Source organism: Oceanobacillus sp. CAU 1775, assembly GCF_054482815.1.
The window spans coordinates 98,574-114,475 of record NZ_JBTLRO010000006.1; the positions used below are offsets into that span (position 1 = coordinate 98,574).

General features: G+C 34.7%; 23 protein-coding genes and 1 riboswitch. All 23 genes read left to right on the forward strand.

Annotated elements, in window-relative coordinates:
* Positions 1 to 101 precede the first annotated feature (101 nt).
* The 23 genes from ACXYMZ_RS11730 to ACXYMZ_RS11840 all read left to right on the forward strand — a co-directional run bounded on the left by ACXYMZ_RS11730 (position 102) and on the right by ACXYMZ_RS11840 (position 15,775).
* The gene (locus ACXYMZ_RS11730; protein ID WP_458948590.1) at positions 102 to 482 is read left to right on the forward strand and encodes a DUF3021 family protein; all 381 of its coding nucleotides are present in this window, start codon (positions 102 to 104) and stop codon (positions 480 to 482) included.
* Positions 483 to 571: 89 nt separating this feature from the next.
* Complete coding sequence (locus tag ACXYMZ_RS11735; protein WP_458948591.1) at positions 572 to 1,003, forward strand: hypothetical protein; 432 nt, start codon at positions 572 to 574, stop codon at positions 1,001 to 1,003.
* Positions 1,004 to 1,198: 195 nt separating this feature from the next.
* Positions 1,199 to 1,360: a hypothetical protein gene (locus tag ACXYMZ_RS11740; RefSeq protein ID WP_458948592.1), complete on the forward strand. Its 162-nt coding sequence runs from the start codon at positions 1,199 to 1,201 to the stop codon at positions 1,358 to 1,360.
* A gap of 128 nt (positions 1,361 to 1,488) precedes the next feature.
* Positions 1,489 to 1,704, forward strand: a complete 216-nt coding sequence (locus tag ACXYMZ_RS11745; protein ID WP_458948593.1) for a hypothetical protein — start codon at positions 1,489 to 1,491, stop codon at positions 1,702 to 1,704.
* A 68-nt stretch (positions 1,705 to 1,772) separates the two neighbouring features.
* Entirely contained in the window at positions 1,773 to 1,979 is a 207-nt protein-coding gene (locus tag ACXYMZ_RS11750) for a hypothetical protein (RefSeq protein WP_458948594.1), read from the forward strand.
* Positions 1,980 to 2,187: 208 nt separating this feature from the next.
* Positions 2,188 to 2,670 (forward strand): hypothetical protein, encoded by a 483-nt coding sequence (locus ACXYMZ_RS11755; protein WP_458948595.1) that lies wholly within the window; start codon positions 2,188 to 2,190, stop codon positions 2,668 to 2,670.
* 424 nt (positions 2,671 to 3,094) lie between these two features.
* Positions 3,095 to 3,277 (forward strand): hypothetical protein, encoded by a 183-nt coding sequence (locus ACXYMZ_RS11760; RefSeq protein ID WP_458948596.1) that lies wholly within the window; start codon positions 3,095 to 3,097, stop codon positions 3,275 to 3,277.
* Between the two features lie 387 nt (positions 3,278 to 3,664).
* Positions 3,665 to 3,851: riboswitch (cobalamin riboswitch) on the forward strand.
* A 283-nt stretch (positions 3,852 to 4,134) separates the two neighbouring features.
* Positions 4,135 to 5,115: an ABC transporter substrate-binding protein gene (locus tag ACXYMZ_RS11765; protein WP_458948597.1), complete on the forward strand. Its 981-nt coding sequence runs from the start codon at positions 4,135 to 4,137 to the stop codon at positions 5,113 to 5,115.
* Between the two features lie 5 nt (positions 5,116 to 5,120).
* The gene (locus ACXYMZ_RS11770; protein WP_458948694.1) at positions 5,121 to 6,158 is read left to right on the forward strand and encodes a FecCD family ABC transporter permease; all 1,038 of its coding nucleotides are present in this window, start codon (positions 5,121 to 5,123) and stop codon (positions 6,156 to 6,158) included.
* Between the two features lie 4 nt (positions 6,159 to 6,162).
* On the forward strand, positions 6,163 to 6,981 hold the full coding sequence (locus ACXYMZ_RS11775; protein WP_458948598.1) for an ABC transporter ATP-binding protein: 819 nt from the start codon (positions 6,163 to 6,165) through the stop codon (positions 6,979 to 6,981).
* 16 nt (positions 6,982 to 6,997) lie between these two features.
* Entirely contained in the window at positions 6,998 to 7,546 is a 549-nt protein-coding gene (locus ACXYMZ_RS11780; protein ID WP_458948599.1) for a cob(I)yrinic acid a,c-diamide adenosyltransferase, read from the forward strand.
* A 20-nt stretch (positions 7,547 to 7,566) separates the two neighbouring features.
* A complete protein-coding gene (locus ACXYMZ_RS11785; protein WP_458948600.1) occupies positions 7,567 to 8,259 on the forward strand; it encodes an adenosylcobinamide amidohydrolase in 693 nt (230 codons plus the stop codon).
* Positions 8,217 to 9,221, forward strand: a complete 1,005-nt coding sequence (cbiB, locus tag ACXYMZ_RS11790; protein WP_458948601.1) for an adenosylcobinamide-phosphate synthase CbiB — start codon at positions 8,217 to 8,219, stop codon at positions 9,219 to 9,221. Before ACXYMZ_RS11785 ends, cbiB begins: the two co-directional genes overlap by 43 nt.
* Positions 9,196 to 10,272 carry a threonine-phosphate decarboxylase CobD gene (cobD, locus tag ACXYMZ_RS11795; protein ID WP_458948602.1) on the forward strand — a complete coding sequence of 359 codons (1,077 nt, stop codon included), beginning with the start codon at positions 9,196 to 9,198 and terminating at the stop codon, positions 10,270 to 10,272. Before cbiB ends, cobD begins: the two co-directional genes overlap by 26 nt.
* Positions 10,254 to 10,853 (forward strand): bifunctional adenosylcobinamide kinase/adenosylcobinamide-phosphate guanylyltransferase, encoded by a 600-nt coding sequence (locus ACXYMZ_RS11800; protein WP_458948603.1) that lies wholly within the window; start codon positions 10,254 to 10,256, stop codon positions 10,851 to 10,853. The genes cobD and ACXYMZ_RS11800 overlap by 19 nt, the downstream gene beginning before the upstream one ends.
* Positions 10,838 to 11,686 (forward strand): cobyric acid synthase, encoded by an 849-nt coding sequence (locus ACXYMZ_RS11805; protein ID WP_458948604.1) that lies wholly within the window; start codon positions 10,838 to 10,840, stop codon positions 11,684 to 11,686. Before ACXYMZ_RS11800 ends, ACXYMZ_RS11805 begins: the two co-directional genes overlap by 16 nt.
* Complete coding sequence (gene cobS, locus ACXYMZ_RS11810) at positions 11,670 to 12,464, forward strand: adenosylcobinamide-GDP ribazoletransferase (RefSeq protein ID WP_458948605.1); 795 nt, start codon at positions 11,670 to 11,672, stop codon at positions 12,462 to 12,464. The genes ACXYMZ_RS11805 and cobS overlap by 17 nt, the downstream gene beginning before the upstream one ends.
* Positions 12,422 to 13,054: a histidine phosphatase family protein gene (locus ACXYMZ_RS11815; protein ID WP_458948606.1), complete on the forward strand. Its 633-nt coding sequence runs from the start codon at positions 12,422 to 12,424 to the stop codon at positions 13,052 to 13,054. Before cobS ends, ACXYMZ_RS11815 begins: the two co-directional genes overlap by 43 nt.
* On the forward strand, positions 13,006 to 13,440 hold the full coding sequence (locus ACXYMZ_RS11820; RefSeq protein WP_458948607.1) for a bifunctional adenosylcobinamide kinase/adenosylcobinamide-phosphate guanylyltransferase: 435 nt from the start codon (positions 13,006 to 13,008) through the stop codon (positions 13,438 to 13,440). Before ACXYMZ_RS11815 ends, ACXYMZ_RS11820 begins: the two co-directional genes overlap by 49 nt.
* 15 nt (positions 13,441 to 13,455) lie before the next feature.
* Positions 13,456 to 13,947 (forward strand): ECF transporter S component, encoded by a 492-nt coding sequence (locus ACXYMZ_RS11825; protein ID WP_458948608.1) that lies wholly within the window; start codon positions 13,456 to 13,458, stop codon positions 13,945 to 13,947.
* Complete coding sequence (locus ACXYMZ_RS11830) at positions 13,940 to 14,653, forward strand: ATP-binding protein (RefSeq protein WP_458948609.1); 714 nt, start codon at positions 13,940 to 13,942, stop codon at positions 14,651 to 14,653. Before ACXYMZ_RS11825 ends, ACXYMZ_RS11830 begins: the two co-directional genes overlap by 8 nt.
* A gap of 1 nt (position 14,654) precedes the next feature.
* On the forward strand, positions 14,655 to 15,257 hold the full coding sequence (locus tag ACXYMZ_RS11835; protein WP_458948610.1) for a histidine phosphatase family protein: 603 nt from the start codon (positions 14,655 to 14,657) through the stop codon (positions 15,255 to 15,257).
* A 350-nt stretch (positions 15,258 to 15,607) separates the two neighbouring features.
* The gene (locus tag ACXYMZ_RS11840; RefSeq protein ID WP_458948611.1) at positions 15,608 to 15,775 is read left to right on the forward strand and encodes a Fe3+ hydroxamate ABC transporter substrate-binding protein; all 168 of its coding nucleotides are present in this window, start codon (positions 15,608 to 15,610) and stop codon (positions 15,773 to 15,775) included.
* Positions 15,776 to 15,902 lie beyond the last annotated feature (127 nt).

Genomic DNA, 15,902 nt, shown 5'->3' on the forward strand with positions numbered 1-15,902 from the left:
GCAATGTACTTGAGCGAACGGAGTAGGTAAGTAAACCGTGAAACCTTTATTCTTTTACTTCGTATACAAAGTAAAACAAATAAAATTTGCAATAATTCATAATGAAGGAAGGTAATTATATTATTTTTATAAACTCTTTTGTAAGAGGTAGTATACCATTAGCCATTATGGGTGGAATTGCTTTACTACTCTATTTTCAAGTTAAGTATTCAGATGCAAAAAGCACTTTTATTACTGGTATTATCATATTTTTCGTTGCTGCTACATCCGTTATTTATGAAGTGGAAGATTGGAGTATATTTAAGCGAAGTATTATCCACTTTTGTGTGATGCTGTTCACCATTTATCCCCTCCTTCTACTTAGTGGTTGGTTTCAGATTTCATCATTCTTGGATGTATTAAAAGTTTTCATCATTTTCCTTTTGGTTGGCGTTGTTTTGTGGTCACTGTTTATGATATTGGCTAAAGTTTTTTCATGGTAAATATTATGTGCTTATTACAGAAACGGGTGCTTTAGTTAAAAAGTGATAAACAACTAACAGTAGAATAATTATAGAGAGGGGTTTTTCTAATGAAGCGCTTTATTTTGTTGCTTCTATTTACGGGGCTAATCAGTGCTTGTTCAAACAATGAAGATATAACCGAACATAGCTATCAATTTGTAGGAGAGGGACAATACTGGAAAGCAGAGTTAGAATACGAAGCAACAGAAATAAGAATAAAAGATGCGTATTCAAGTGAAGATGAATATAAATTTAAGTTAACTTACAATGGAGATTTAGACGAAATAGCTTCATTGAAACAATTAGCTTATGAATTTAAACTGGGGTCAACGGGTGGTGGAACTTCATCGATGACCTTTGATGAACCTCTTACTGTTAAAGAGTTTAAATCTGCAGGTAGTAGTGAAGGTGGCTTAATTATGACGGCAGATATGGTGGTTAGTGTAGAAGTTAAATGGGATGATTATGAGGAGTCTTTTGAACTGGTTGTAAACGAATGATTGGTTACATATTTAACGATCAGATGCAAGAACTAAAGAAAATAATGGAAAGCATCGATGATAATTTCTCTCATATTTATTTGTTGAATGGTGCGGCTATTATAAATATAGTAGAATTTAGATAAAGGAAAGGTGAGATGGATGAATTGATCAGAGGTTAGAAGATTGTATCCGAATCAATTCGTTAAATTAAAGGTGTTATCGTCTCACATAAAAAATGAACAAGAATTTGTAGAAGATATCGTTGTAATTAAGCCTATAACTGATGAACGAGCAACAAAAGAATTGCTAAACTCAAGAAGTGACGAGCTAGTATACCACACAACCAATGAAAGTATCGTCCTTGAAGTTCGTTAAGATGTTGGACTAAGAAGATTCAATCACCTTGGAAATCAAGTATAGATATGGGTTACTTTTAGTGGATATCCCCCTGACATTTAAAGGGAAAAGCAAAGTGCTATAGTATTGAAATTGGAGATGAAATGATGAACTTTTTTGATTGGAAAATAGAAATGGAAGAAAGTTTAAAACCATATATAGATATTGAAAATAAAAGAATGGCTATTCTTACAATTGAAGATGATGACATTCATATCGCTTTAGAATTTGATGAAAACGATAATTTAGTTATGCATCCAAGATGGAGTATAAACATTACTATCTTAGGTGAAAAACATTTAAAATTCACTACAAATTCATAAATATTCGTGAAGTAAAGGGTGCTTTTTGCAAGAAGGAGATTGCATTTTTTTACTAAAGTATAGGATATTTGCAAGAAAGGATTGATAATATTTTGAAAGAAAGTCTTAGATTCCCATTAACATTTTTAGTAGTAGCAATAGTTTGGCAGTTAATTTTTTATCAAGAAATTCGCTGGGTTGATAATATAGGAATATCCTTTATGATATTCTTGCTTATTCTAATTTATAATTGGTCAAAGAAATCTTATAAATGGAATAAAGATAACGGAAATTAAATAATCCTTAACAAAATCTTGTTCTGCTAATGTGTATGATTGTTCCATTAGAGCAATCGCTTTTTCATTGATAGACAGTATTGTTGAAGAATGTAACCGTCAAGTAGTTAAATCTTAACTAATAGAAATATGAACCGGGTAGGGTAATTGAAAAAGGCATAAAAGGTAACGATTATTTATTCCATAAGAAGATTAAACGGAGGTTTATATGAGAAAAGTTCATCTAGATAGAACAGCATTCTCTGGTGCTGTTGTTGTTGATTTAGAAGAAACTGAGATTATACCAGCAGGAGCAACCATTAATTCACTTGGTGTTCATGACAGAAAAAATGAACAGTATCAAATTTATGCTAATGATTATGATATTCAAGTTATCTTTGACGATGATATTCCACATATAGAGTTTTATACGGTTCCACATGTAGATATTATGGCAAAAGATAGTAGAGGAGGATTTATTGGGATTGTCTATCAAGCGTACGATTCGGAAAGAGTCGCACCAATTTGTTATATCAATATGGATTTAGAGTGCTTTATAATTTCTGAAAACGTTAAGGATTTTCTGAGTAATATGGGATCATGGCAAGACAACATGAAACCTTTTGATAAAATTAAGTTTTATCGTTCCAAAGCAGAAGCAGAAACTGAACTAGAATTTATCGATTTGTCTGACCTTACTCCATTCTTATAAATTCTTTTATTTTTAGTGTAGTATGGGGATTTCTTGGTTTGCCTACAAATAAGGAACAATCCGTTCGTCATTTTATAAATAGGACATTTATTAGTATATTTCTTTCAGGGCTTTTCATAGTTTATCGTTTACTTATGGCAACGATGTTGATACCAATATTGACCTTCGTATCTGTTTTATTGCTGCATTTTGGTTTGCACTACTTTTTGCATATATAAAGAGTAAAAGCAGTTTTCTGCAAATGATGTATGGATCGCTTCTTTGTTACTTGCATATCTGACAAATGGATTCTTAACCTCAATGTAAATACCTAGAAATCAATTTTAAAATTGTTATCTTTGAGAGTATAGACACTTTGACTGAAGGATGTTTATATTAGAATAAAGCGTTACAATATCGTTGGAGTTTCCTTTAGGAGGTCATGATGCTTAAACGAAATATTGCATATCCAATAGTACTGTTTGTGTTTTTTACGATATATCAGCTAATTTTTACTGACCAAGTAGAGTGGATGAGAAATATTATATTTTCACTTATCGTATATGTTTTTTATATTTTTTGGGAGTGGGCAAGTGTACCATTTGATTGGAATAAAAATAAGAAATGAATCTTTGATAGGAAACATCATTCGTATATCAGGACACATATTTTGTGTTTGTTATCGGACTTTACTTATACAAACGCTTTAATGATAGATTTCGAGAGATACTTATACTTTCATAACATCCGCTATTCTAGTAACTATATGCATCATAATAGCAGAGAATATGTGGTTTGAGATAAATGAGGAAATATTATTTAAGTAAGGGGTTTATTTAGTTTTATGTGATATCATATAAAATTCTAAGTGATACTTTCCAAAGATTGACCGTTACTGCTCTTATTTCGCTATATTCCAAAATTATTCTAGAACAATTAGGAAAACCGATTAAATTTGATTTTGTAAGAGAGTACATGTTATATTAACTGTGAGATATTATATTTTGACAATTGAATCTAATATAGTAAATAGGTGCTTGTTAGAAGACAAGTTAAAAGGGAAACCGGTGTAATTCCGGTGCGGTCCCGCCACTGTAACTAGGAGATTACCTCTTTAAGCCACTGTTTCTTAAGTGAAATGGGAAGGTAGAGAGAATCATTTATCCTTAAGCCAGGAAACCTGCCTATGATACTAGCTATTTAAGTCCTTCGAGGAAAAGGGTAAGCTAAATCAAACATGATCAAACGTCTATATTTTTTAATAACGAGTTAGAGATAAGTACATGAATCTCTAAACTATTTTGAAGTAGACGTGTTTAACGAACATGATAATAATTTGATGAAACTAACCTTGCTTCCATATTGGAACAAGGTTTTTTTATTGGTGAAAAAGAAATATTTGATTAAATCATACCTCAAAGGTCTTTTTATAGTGAGATTACTTTTGTTAACTGTAATTCTCATATACAAAAAGGAGAGAAGAATATGAGAAAGTTATTTTTAAGTGTTTTTGCAGTTTTTATACTACTTTTTAGTAGTGCATGTAATCAAGATGATGCTACAACCAATGAAGCTGGAGTTGATGCAGAATCAAATGAATCAGCTAGTGAAGGAGCAGAACTACAAACGGAATATCCTTACACTGTCACAGATTTAACAGGAACTGAAATCGTATTTGAAAAAGAGCCTGAGCGTATTGTTTCTGTTTCGACTTCAGATACAGAGATTTTATTCGCATTGGGACTTGATGAGCGTATCTACGGCGTGAGTGATTTTGATAACTTCCCGGAAGCAGCGAATGATAAGCCGAAGATGGGTGGAGTAGTCGAACCGAATATCGAAGCTATTTTAGCGCAGGAACCTGATTTAATTGTAACAGGTACATCCATTAGCCCAGATGTAGTTGAAAAAATACGTGAGCTGGACCTCATCATCTATCAGTCTGATGCTAAAAATACAGAAGAAATTCTCGCTAGCATTTTAGAAATGGGGAAAATAACGAATAAACAAAGTGAAGCTGAAGCGCTAGTTGCAGATATGAAAGAAAAAATCGAATCAATTAAAGAAAAAGTAGCAGAGATTCCAGAAGAAGAAAAGAAAAGTGTTTATATCGAGTATAATCCTGGTTGGACAGTTGGTGCTGGTGAATATATGACTGAGTTGATTGAGATGGCAGGGGGGATTAATATAGCAGCCGATGAATCTGGTTGGATTCAAGTAAACGAAGAAAAAATAATTCAAGATGATCCAGAAGTTATCCTTCATGCGGCAAATCTAGTAGATCATGATACTGGAATGGAACTTAGTGAATTAATTAAAGAAAGAAGTGGCTGGGAGAAGATTACAGCGATTCAAGAAGACCGTTTAGTTCCAATTGATGAAGATATTATGAGTCGTAATGGCCCAAGGATTGTGGAATTATTACAAATCATTGCTGAAGGCATCTATCCAGAGTTATTTGAGTAATGAAGATAAAGAGGAAAATAGGGATATGGGGAGGAATTGGGCTCCTCCTCCTCTTTGTCTCTATCATTATTAGTCTATCGATAGGAACGGCTAAGCTACCATTATCACATGTATGGGGAATCCTTATCTACCAATTTCCATTAATAGGTGACTATGTGCAGACTAATTGGGCTGAATCTTCCGAACAAATTATTTTAAAAGTACGTTTACCAAGAGTGATTCTAGCTCTACTAGTGGGTGCATGTTTATCACTTGCAGGTGCTGGATTTCAAGGAGTACTGCGAAATCCCTTGGCAGATCCTTATATTTTAGGTGTTTCATCAGGAGCTGCAGTGGGAGCTGCATTTATTATTTTATTTGGCTTACATACGACGATTTTTGGAATGTGGACCCTCCCTGTTGTTGCCTTTATTACAGCATTACTTAGTTTATTGGTTGTTCTCAGACTTGCAAATGTCCAAGGGCAATATAAATTAGAAACAATCATTTTATCAGGAGTAGTTGTGTCAGCATTTTTAGGATCTTTTGTCTCACTTATGGTTTCTATGTCTGACAAAGTAATTAACGAAATTGTATTTTGGTTAATGGGTAGTTTAGCAATGCAAGGATGGTCTTTTATTTATGTTCTACTGCCTTATTTAGTAATTGGATTTGTAGTCCTAATTGCATTTAGTCAACACTTAAATATATTTGCATTAGGCGAGAGACAAGCTGCACATCTAGGAATTAAAGTAAAGCGTACACGTCTCATTATTTTAATCATCTCTACTTTTATAACAGCAGCAGCTGTATCAATTGTAGGTACAATTGGATTTGTAGGTCTTGTCGTACCACACTTAGTTCGATTAATTGTTGGTCCAGATTATCGCATTATCATTCCAATCACAGCAATTTTTGGTGCGTTGTATGTTCTTTGGGCTGATACTTTAGCCCGAACACTATTAAGTCCGACTGAGATTCCATTAGGTGTCGTAACGGCTTTTTTAGGGGCACCATTTTTTGCATATTTACTTCGTAGGAGCAAGCACATGAGTGGAGGGTAAGCACATGATTCGTGTAGAAGCAGTGAGAAAACAATATGGAGAGAAAACGATTTTAACAGATATTTCTTTTTCCCTTAAGGAAAGAGAAATATTAGGAATCATTGGGCCTAACGGAAGTGGGAAATCCACTTTACTAAAACTTCTATCTGGTGTAGAGCCTCCTTCATCAGGCAAAGTATATTTCAAAAATAATGAAGTACAAAAATATACTAGAAAAGAAATTGCAAAAAGTGTAGCGGTATTACAACAAGAAGCCTTACCGATGATAGGGTTTACGGTTAGAGAAGTCGTAGAGATGGGACGCTTTCCATTTCAAAATTGGTTGGGAGAAGACTTGATTGATGTTGATAGCTTCATAGACTCTATTTTAGATAAAATGAATTTAACAGCGTTAAGTGATAGACATCTTGAACAATTAAGTGGTGGAGAACGTCAACGTGTAGGGTTGGCAAAAACGATGGCTCAATCCCCAAATGTTCTGATGCTTGATGAACCAACCACTTATTTAGATATTGGTCATCAAATCCACTTAATGGATCGTATTCACAGTTGGCAACGAGAGGAAGAGATGACTGTCATTTCTGTTTTGCATGATTTGAATTTAGCAACACTTTATTGTGATCGCTTACTTTTATTAAATAATGGGCGAGTTGAAGCGATTGGTACTCCATACGAGATCATTCAAGAGGATCTAATAGAAAAGGTTTATGGCATAAGGCCAATAATAACAACTCATCCCTCTAACGGGTTACCACAAATTATACTTGAAGGTGAACAAATGATTAATTACACTGCAGAACCAAAAAAGAAACTAAGAATATGAAAAGGGAGCTAAGAAAATGAATAAACCTGATAAAGAACGTGGCTTAACATTGGTATACACAGGTGATGGAAAAGGAAAAACTACTGCAGCAACAGGACTTGCTATTCGAGCTTATGGACGAAATAAAAAAGTATTGATGATTCAATTTATTAAATCACCAAAAAGAAGATATGGAGAGAAAGTTGTTTTTGACAAGCTTGGCATTGAAATGGTACAAACAGGGATTGGTTTCACTTGGACTAAAACCCCTGAAGAGCATAGGGAAGCATTAAAAAAAGCATGGACTTTTACAAAAGAGAGAATTATGGCAGGAGAACATGACTTGGTAATTCTTGATGAAATCAATAATGCTTTAGCAATTGATAAATTCCCGATTGATGATGTTTTACCTCTTAAAGAAGTTATTAATTTAATCAAAAATCGACCACATGGCATGCATCTAGTGTTAACAGGTAGAAATGCAAAATCTGAAATTACAGAGCTTGCTGACCTTGTATCTGAAGTTGTGCCACATAAGCATTATTATGATGAAGGAATTCCAGCAGTTGCAGGAATTGAAATATAAAGGACATAAGGAAAATAACTATGCAAACCCCAATTGGTAAAAGTGCAACACAACTAGGAAAAGAAAATTTACAGTTTAGTGAAGAAATAATTGTTTTTGAAGCACCAATTCCTTTAAAAGCAATTTCTGCTGGCGTAACTGGAGCAGGGATAGGTTATTATAAAAGATTTGTAAATCGCCATGTCGATAAAGATTATAACCCTAAAGATTATCATGAAGAAATGATCCGATTTTTAACAAGAAAGGCTTTTCATCCCGATGAAACGGTAAGCATGATGACAGCAGTTAAGTTAAAAGATGTCGTGTACGAAAAATATATTGGTGAAAACTTTTCCATATTTATTGTTGTTACTGCAGGTACGGGAAATGCAGTGGATGCCACTTTAGGAAAAGAGCATTTGAAAATATGGAATCCAGGTACGATTAATACTTGGATTTTTGTTAATGGGAAATTGACAGATGCTGCATTTATCCAAGCGATTATTACTACAACTGAGGCAAAAGTAAAAGCTCTAGAAAAAAGAAATATAACAGATGAAGTGACAGGAACCATCGCAACAGGTACATCAACAGATTCTATTTTAATAGCTGCAACGCAAAGTGGTAAAGAACTTGAATTTGCTGGACCGATTTCTGAGCTAGGCGCTTTGATTGGAGAAGGCGTCTATGCTTGTATAATAAAAGCACTGAAAAAAACGAGGATAAAGAAATGATTTTCAATCATATAATAGCAATTATATTAGCTTATATTATTGATCTTATAATAGGTGATCCCAAGAATTGGCCGCATCCGGTAAAGTGGATGGGAACATTTATAGCTTTCTTAGATAAAAGATTAAATAAAGGAAGACATAAAAAAATTAAGGGATTAATAATGGTTTTACTTCTCTTAATCATCACTTTTTCTCTAAGCGCTTTACTAGTTTTTTATATTTATAAGTGGCATCAATTAGCAGGTATTTTACTTGAAGGTATTCTCATAGCAACTACAATTGCACAGAATGATTTGAAAAAAGCTGCGTTGGAGGTAGTAACACCATTAAAAAAGAGAGACCTTCGAGAAGCAAGAATAAAACTTTCTTATATTGTGGGGAGAGATACTGCTGAACTAAGTGAACAAGAAATCGTTCGAGGAACCGTAGAGACAGTAGCTGAAAATACGACTGATGGTGTAACTTCACCATTGTTTTGGGCAGTGATTGGCGGTGCCCCATTTGCATTTATGTATCGAGCAGTAAATACAAGTGATTCCATGGTCGGTTATAAAAATGAAAAGTACAAAGACTTTGGTTGGGCCTCTGCGCGTCTCGACGATATTTTAAATTGGATCCCTGCACGGGTAACGGGTGTGATTACGATGCTCGCAATAAAGCCAAAAGGACATAATTATCGAGAGGCATGGCAAATTTTAATAAGAGACGCTAAGAAACACAACAGTCCTAATAGTGGATGGGGAGAGGCTTCTGTAGCTGCAGTACTTGGTATTCAATTAGGTGGCATCAACTATTATAAAGGAGAAAAGTCACTTGCCCCTTTAATGGGTGAAAGTAAATTTTCTTTACAAACGATACATATTTTAGAAGCAATCCGCATTATGCAACGCACCGTCTTTCTTTTTTTAGTCATGTTAAGTATTGGAGGAGTTCTTTATGAATTGGCCCGCACATGGTTCTAATCCGCAATATATATATCAATATCTGAATATGGAAATACCAAAAGACCGCATTGATTTTAGTGTGAATGTAAATCCATTTGGTTCTCCAACTGTCCTTCAGGAAAAGTGGACAAGTTGGTTTCCAATGATTGAGGATTATCCAGACCCGAAAGGAAATAATTTAATATCGCTTCTAGCAAAAATCGAAAAAATAGACAAACAATCGGTACTGCTTGGAAATGGTGGAGCAGAAATTATTCATTTACTTGCTAATTATTTTAAGAAAAAGCGTGTACTTCTCATTCAGCCGACTTTTTCAGAGTATGAGAAGATGTGTCGTGCTTATGATTGTGAGATTTCTTATTTTACTTTAGAAGAGCCTACTTGGGAAATATCGCTTGAGGCTCTGGTTCCATATATAAAACAAAATGATGTCGTGTTTCTATGCCATCCGAATAATCCAACAGGAATGACCTATTCAAAAAGCTTATTATTAAAGATTTTAGATGCTTGTAAAAAAGAAGATTGCTATTTAGTCATTGACGAAGCTTTTTACGATTTTATGAATCATCCATTAACACTAGTTTCTTCTATAGAGACTTACAAAAATTTAATTATTATTCGTTCACTAACAAAGATGTATGCTATTGCAGGATTACGTTTAGGCTATATGATGGCATCTCCGCAAGTGATTGAAGATGTGAAGAAATACCAACCCCATTGGAGTGTGAATGCAATTGCATTACTGGCGGGAGAGGAAAGTTTAAAAGAAGAAAAATTTGTTCAAGAAACAAGGAATTTCTTTTCAGAAGAGCGTGCACGTCTATTGACAAGTTTAAAAAAAGCAGGTTACCTCGTTTCGAATAGTAGTGTAAATTATTATTTATTAAGAGATCCCAACACGGAGAACCCTATTTCTTTATTTAAATACTTATTAAAAAAGGGATATGTCCCAAGACATACAGCGAATTATCCGGGATTAGATGGACGTTGGTTCCGCTTTGCGATTAGAAAAAGATTCGAAAATGATTTGCTTTTGGAGGCGCTGTATACATGGAAAAATCAAGAATGATTTTTGTTACAGGTGGTGCGCGGAGTGGTAAAAGTAGTTTTGCAGAGCGGTATGCAGCGACAAATGCCGTGAAAGAAAGAAGGAAGCTTTATTATCTCGCGACTGCTAAATTTACGGATGATGAGATAAAAGATAGGATTAGGCGCCATCAAATCGATCGATCAGATGCTAATATCCCTTGGAAGACAGTGGAATCTTCATTTGATATTAGCCGTATTGTAAATGAATTCACTAGAGGAAGTATTGTGCTACTAGATTGTGTAACGATTTTATTAGCGAACGAATTGTTTGATAAAGGATTTTATGAAGAGGACGTCGATTATGCTTTGATTGAGAGGCAAGTTTTTACATCGATAATGGATGGAATCGAGGCTTTGAGCAATCGAGTCGGTCTATTAATCATTGTTTCAAATGAGGTAGCGTATGAACCTATACATAAAGAACACGCTGTGGTTATAGCTTATCGCAAATTATTAGGGCGTATCCACCAAAATATTGTAAAGAAGTCGAATGAAGCATATTTAATAGAGTGTGGACTACCAATCCAAATGAAGGGGGAGCAAATATGCGAGGGATTATGATTCAAGGGACAGCCTCCGATGTAGGAAAGAGTCTGGTTCTTACTGCACTTTGTCGAATGCTTATTCAAGACGGGTACCGTGTCGCTCCGTTTAAATCACAAAACATGTCAAATCATACATATAAAACGAGAGATGGCAAAGAAATATCAAAAGCCCAAGCATTACAAGCTGAAGCAGCTGATGTTGAAGCGACAGTTTGGATGAACCCGATTGTGCTTAAACCAAATACAGATTTAAATGCGGAGGTAATCTTACTAGGAGAATCTCAGAATTATCATTCTGGGAAAATGTATCGCGAAAAATTTTATGAAATCGGGCTAGAAGCGATTACAAAATCTCTAAAAATATTAGAAGCACAATATGATGTAGTAGTTATGGAAGGTGCTGGGAGCCCTGTTGAGATAAATTTAAAAGATAAAGAACTTGTAAACATGAAAGTCGCAGAACTTGCTGATGTTCCGGTTTTACTAGTTGCTGATATTGACCGTGGTGGAGTATTTGCAAGTATAATAGGAACTTTAACTTTACTGTCGGAGTCTGAAAAACGACGTGTGAAAGGAATTATAATTAATAAATTTCGTGGAGATTTATCTCTTTTCAAAGACGGTGCAACTTGGATCGAAAAGAAAACAGGAATTCCAGTAGTCGGTATTATTCCTTTTCTACATCATAACTTAGAACCTGAAGACTCTCTTTCTAAGCAAAATTTACAAGCTTCTCAAGGAAAAATTAATGATTATGATCAGATTGCTAAGGAAGTAAGAGCACATCTTGATTTAAATCGAATCATAAATATTATGGAGCAGTGGGACAACAATGAAAGTATATCTTAATGGTTTGATGTTAGCGTTTCAGTTTTTCTCTGTTATTCCAATTCATAAAGAAATTCCGATGACAGCTAAGAATATGAATGGATTCATTCGTGCTTTACCATTATTCGGCCTTATATTAGGCATGATTTATGCAGGACCAGCTTATTTATTAATGGAATATACAGTGACTTCTCCATTAATGGTTTCTTTTATTATATGGCTATCTAGTATTATTTTAACCGGTGCGATTCATCTTGATGGTTGGATGGACGCAAGTGATGCTTTCTTCTCGTATCGCGATCAAGAAAAACGGTTGGAAATAATGGAGGATCCTCGAATCGGTGCCTTTGGAGTCATTAGTGCGATTATTTTATTAGTTGCTAAGTTTCTTTTTATTTATGAAATTATCCTGCAAGTAGAAGTTTATTCTTATATTTTTATTGTATTTATACCGTTTTTTTCAAGAGTGTTAATCGCATGGATGTTGAACTTTGTTCCAGCGGCTAAAGAAGAGGGGTTGGGTTATTATTTTCAACAGACAGTGGAGAAAAAGGCACTCCGCTTTCATGTAATCTATTTTGTCCTTATCGGTTTCTTTACAGTGATATGGTCTATCGCAAGCTTTTGGGTTTTTATGATACTATTTATCCTTACAATTGGTAGCTTTTTAGTTATAAGAAAAAAAGTGGTGCAATGGTTTGGTGGAATGACAGGTGATGTATTAGGGGCATCGCTTGAAGGTTTGGAGGTTTCATTATGGATGACACTATGGTTATTACACTCCTTCGTCATGGGATGACAGAAGAAAATGAGCGGGGTGCATATATTGGTTGGTCGAATCCTTCTTTAAGTGAGGAAGGGATAAGAGAATTAAAAAAACAAAAGCAGCAGCTTGTAGTTAATGAGATTCACTCTGTTTTCTCAAGTGACCTCATACGTTGTGTAGAAACTGCTGAAGTCTTCTTCCCTAACCATTATATTCAAAAAATGGATGGATTGAGAGAACTTAATTTTGGCAAATGGGAAGGGAAATCTTTTGAGGAGTTAAAAAATTCATCCGGATATCGATTTTGGTTAGATAACCTTTTTACGTCTGCTCCTGAAGAGGGTGAACATTTTAAAACATTTTCAAAAAGGATTGACTTTGCCTATCAAGCGATTAAACAAAAGATGTTAGATCAAAGGTATTCAAATATTGTCATTGTTGCTCATGGTGGAGTGTTGCGCTATTTACTTACAAAATTCGTGCACTCAGATAAAACGTATTTTGATTGGAAAGTTCCGTATGGCGCAGGTTATCAATTAACTTGGAGTGAAGCTGCATTTAGGAGGGGTGAATTATGCACATCGTTACAGGAGGTGCCGCAAATGGGAAGGCAGTATGGGTAAAAGAAACGTATAATTTAGATGAAAAGCAGGATAAATGGTTTAATGCTGAGGAGACATCCTTTTCAACATTCAACCTTGAGAAAATGCAAGGAATTGTAGTTATTGAGGCAATTGAACATTGGGTTTATGAATGGCTAAAAGATAGTGATTTAGATACTGTTAGGAACGATGGAAAACAGGAAATCGATGAATGGTTACTTTGGGAAGAGAGCAACGAAGAAAATAATCTTATTATTATTTGTACAGATATATCAAAAGGCATTGTGCCAATGGAAAAAACATTACGAAATTGGCGTGATGTGACAGGGTGGTTTTATCAAGATTTAGTGGAAGCAGCTACTAAAGTGAATTATATCTGGTATGGCATTGCAAAGCAGTTAAAATAAATGGGGGTAAATACAATGCAAACGAAGAAGTTGAGTATTTTAGCGTTATTTATTGGTTTATCGATTATCGGATCAATGATTAAAGTTCCTGCAGTTATTGGAAGTGTAGCATTAGATGCGTTTCCTGCACTCGTTGTTGCAGTCTTATTAGGTAAAAACTATGGAGCAATCGTTGGAATGATGGGACATTTGATGTCCGCTTTAATCGGAGGTTTACCACTCGGTCCAATGCACTTACTAATCGCTATAGAGATGGCAATTATTATCTGGATTTTCGGTATGCTTTATCAATCAAATAAAAAATATCTTGCTGGTGGATCGTTTGTGATTTTAAACGGTATTATTGCTCCACTACCTTTTATTCTACTTTTAAGTTTATCATTCTATCTATCACTCTTACCTGGACTAATCATTGGATCATCTTTAAATATGGTGCTTGCACTTGTCTTTATCCCAAGACTCGAACCATACTTTAAAAATAAGTTCGTAGGTATTGTTCATGACTAAGTCGAAACAAACCGATGCACTAATTATTCCTTTTAATGAGAAAGAAGAATTAATTATTGCAAGTGATAATAGTGGTTCCATTGGCATGAAACCTTTAGATGATGTCTCTGTGCCGTATGAAGTTGTTGGCTATTTTTTGTTTCGAGTAGCATATATGGAGTGTATCGCAGTGGGTGGCAAGCCAAACGCTATAAGTTTAATGAACTTTAATGGAAATGATGCATGGAGTCCCCTCGTCTCAGGCATTAAAGAAGGGATAGAAGAAGCGGGGATAAAAGAGCTTTTAATTACTGGTAGTACAGAATCTAATTTCAACTTAAAACAATCGGCAACAGCAATTACAGTGATAGGTCAGAGAAAGTGTAAGCAAGATGAGATTCAAAGCATAAATATAGATGATTACCAAATTGCTATTATAGGAAAACCTCTTGTCGGACAAGAAGTAGTTGACTCAAGAGAAGCAATTGCACCTTTACATTTATTCCGCTGGTTTTCTGAACAAGAGCAGGTCTTGTCTATAATCCCAGTTGGTTCAAAAGGAATTGCTTATGAACTGTCAAAAGTTTGGCCAGAAAATCAGTTTAACATCACGAGTAAATTAGACTTAGAAAAATCATCAGGACCTTCGACTTGTTTTATTGTCCTTTACGATCAAAATTTTCATGAAGAAATCGTTAAGAAAGCAGAACAATGGTTACATATTTAACGTGCATGAGGGGGAAACGATAATTACGAAGCTGTGTATCATTAGACATGGAGAAACAGATTGGAATGTAGCAGGAATATTACAAGGGAAACAAGATACATCGTTAAATGACAGGGGGAAAAAACAAGCGCATGCATGTGGTGAATATCTACAACCATTTGACTGGGATATAATAATTACAAGTCCATTGAGAAGAGCAAGAGAAACAGCAGAAATCATTCAACAGCAAATTCGAATACCTCTAATAGAAATGTCAATGTTTGCAGAAAGGGGCTTTGGTGAAGCCGAGGGTATACTTCCTGTTGATAGAGATCATAAATTCCCTGATCAAATTTATCCTGGAGAAGAAAGTTTGACATCCTTCACAAATAAAATATTGTTAGGAATGGAAAGTATCAGTCGTCTCTATAGTGGGAAAAGAGTTTTACTCATTACTCATGGAGCTACGATTAATGTTATCTTAGCGGCATTTTCAAACGATGAAATTGACATTGGAACAACCACTATAAAAAATGGTTGTATGAATAATCTTGAATATAGCCATGGGTGTTGGAAAATCAAAGAATTTAATAAGATTGAACACCTAGCAGCGTTTTGTAACTAATGTTATTTATGAAGCGGATGGCAACACCATATTAAGAAACTTCTTCTTTGGGAGGATATTTTACCTTCTTTGTCGAAATTATAAATAAGATAATCTGAACTTTAGGTCGGATATTTATCTACCTATTTTATGTTTCAATGAGGGGGATATAAATTGAACAGAAGAATAGTAGGGTATTCTGTGAGTTCTTTTGGATTAGGTATACTAATAAGTTCGGTCATTTACCCTTTGGGATATCTAGAATCAGAGAATGTATTTCGTATAATGATTATTATTGCAAATATTTTAATTTTACTTGGATTATTTATTCGTCCCGCCGTTAAAAAAAATTAAGAATCGGAGGAGTTTAAATGTTTGGGGGACCACCTAAATGTATTCATTGCAAGAAGGAAATCAAAGGTGACGACATTGTTTTTATAAAAATGCGTTATCCAAAACGCAAAGGGATGACAGAGATTAAAGCCTATTTGAAAAATGAAGGACAATTTATCTGTGAAGGATGTTATCATATCAAGTAAGCATTGTTATTCCAATGAGGAAGAAGTGTTTTAAATGAGTAAGTGCCAGATTGAAATTTTGAAGAATGGTTTTCGCAAATGAAAAACAGAAGCTATTGCATGGTTGGAGCGAGGAAATGTAAAGAAC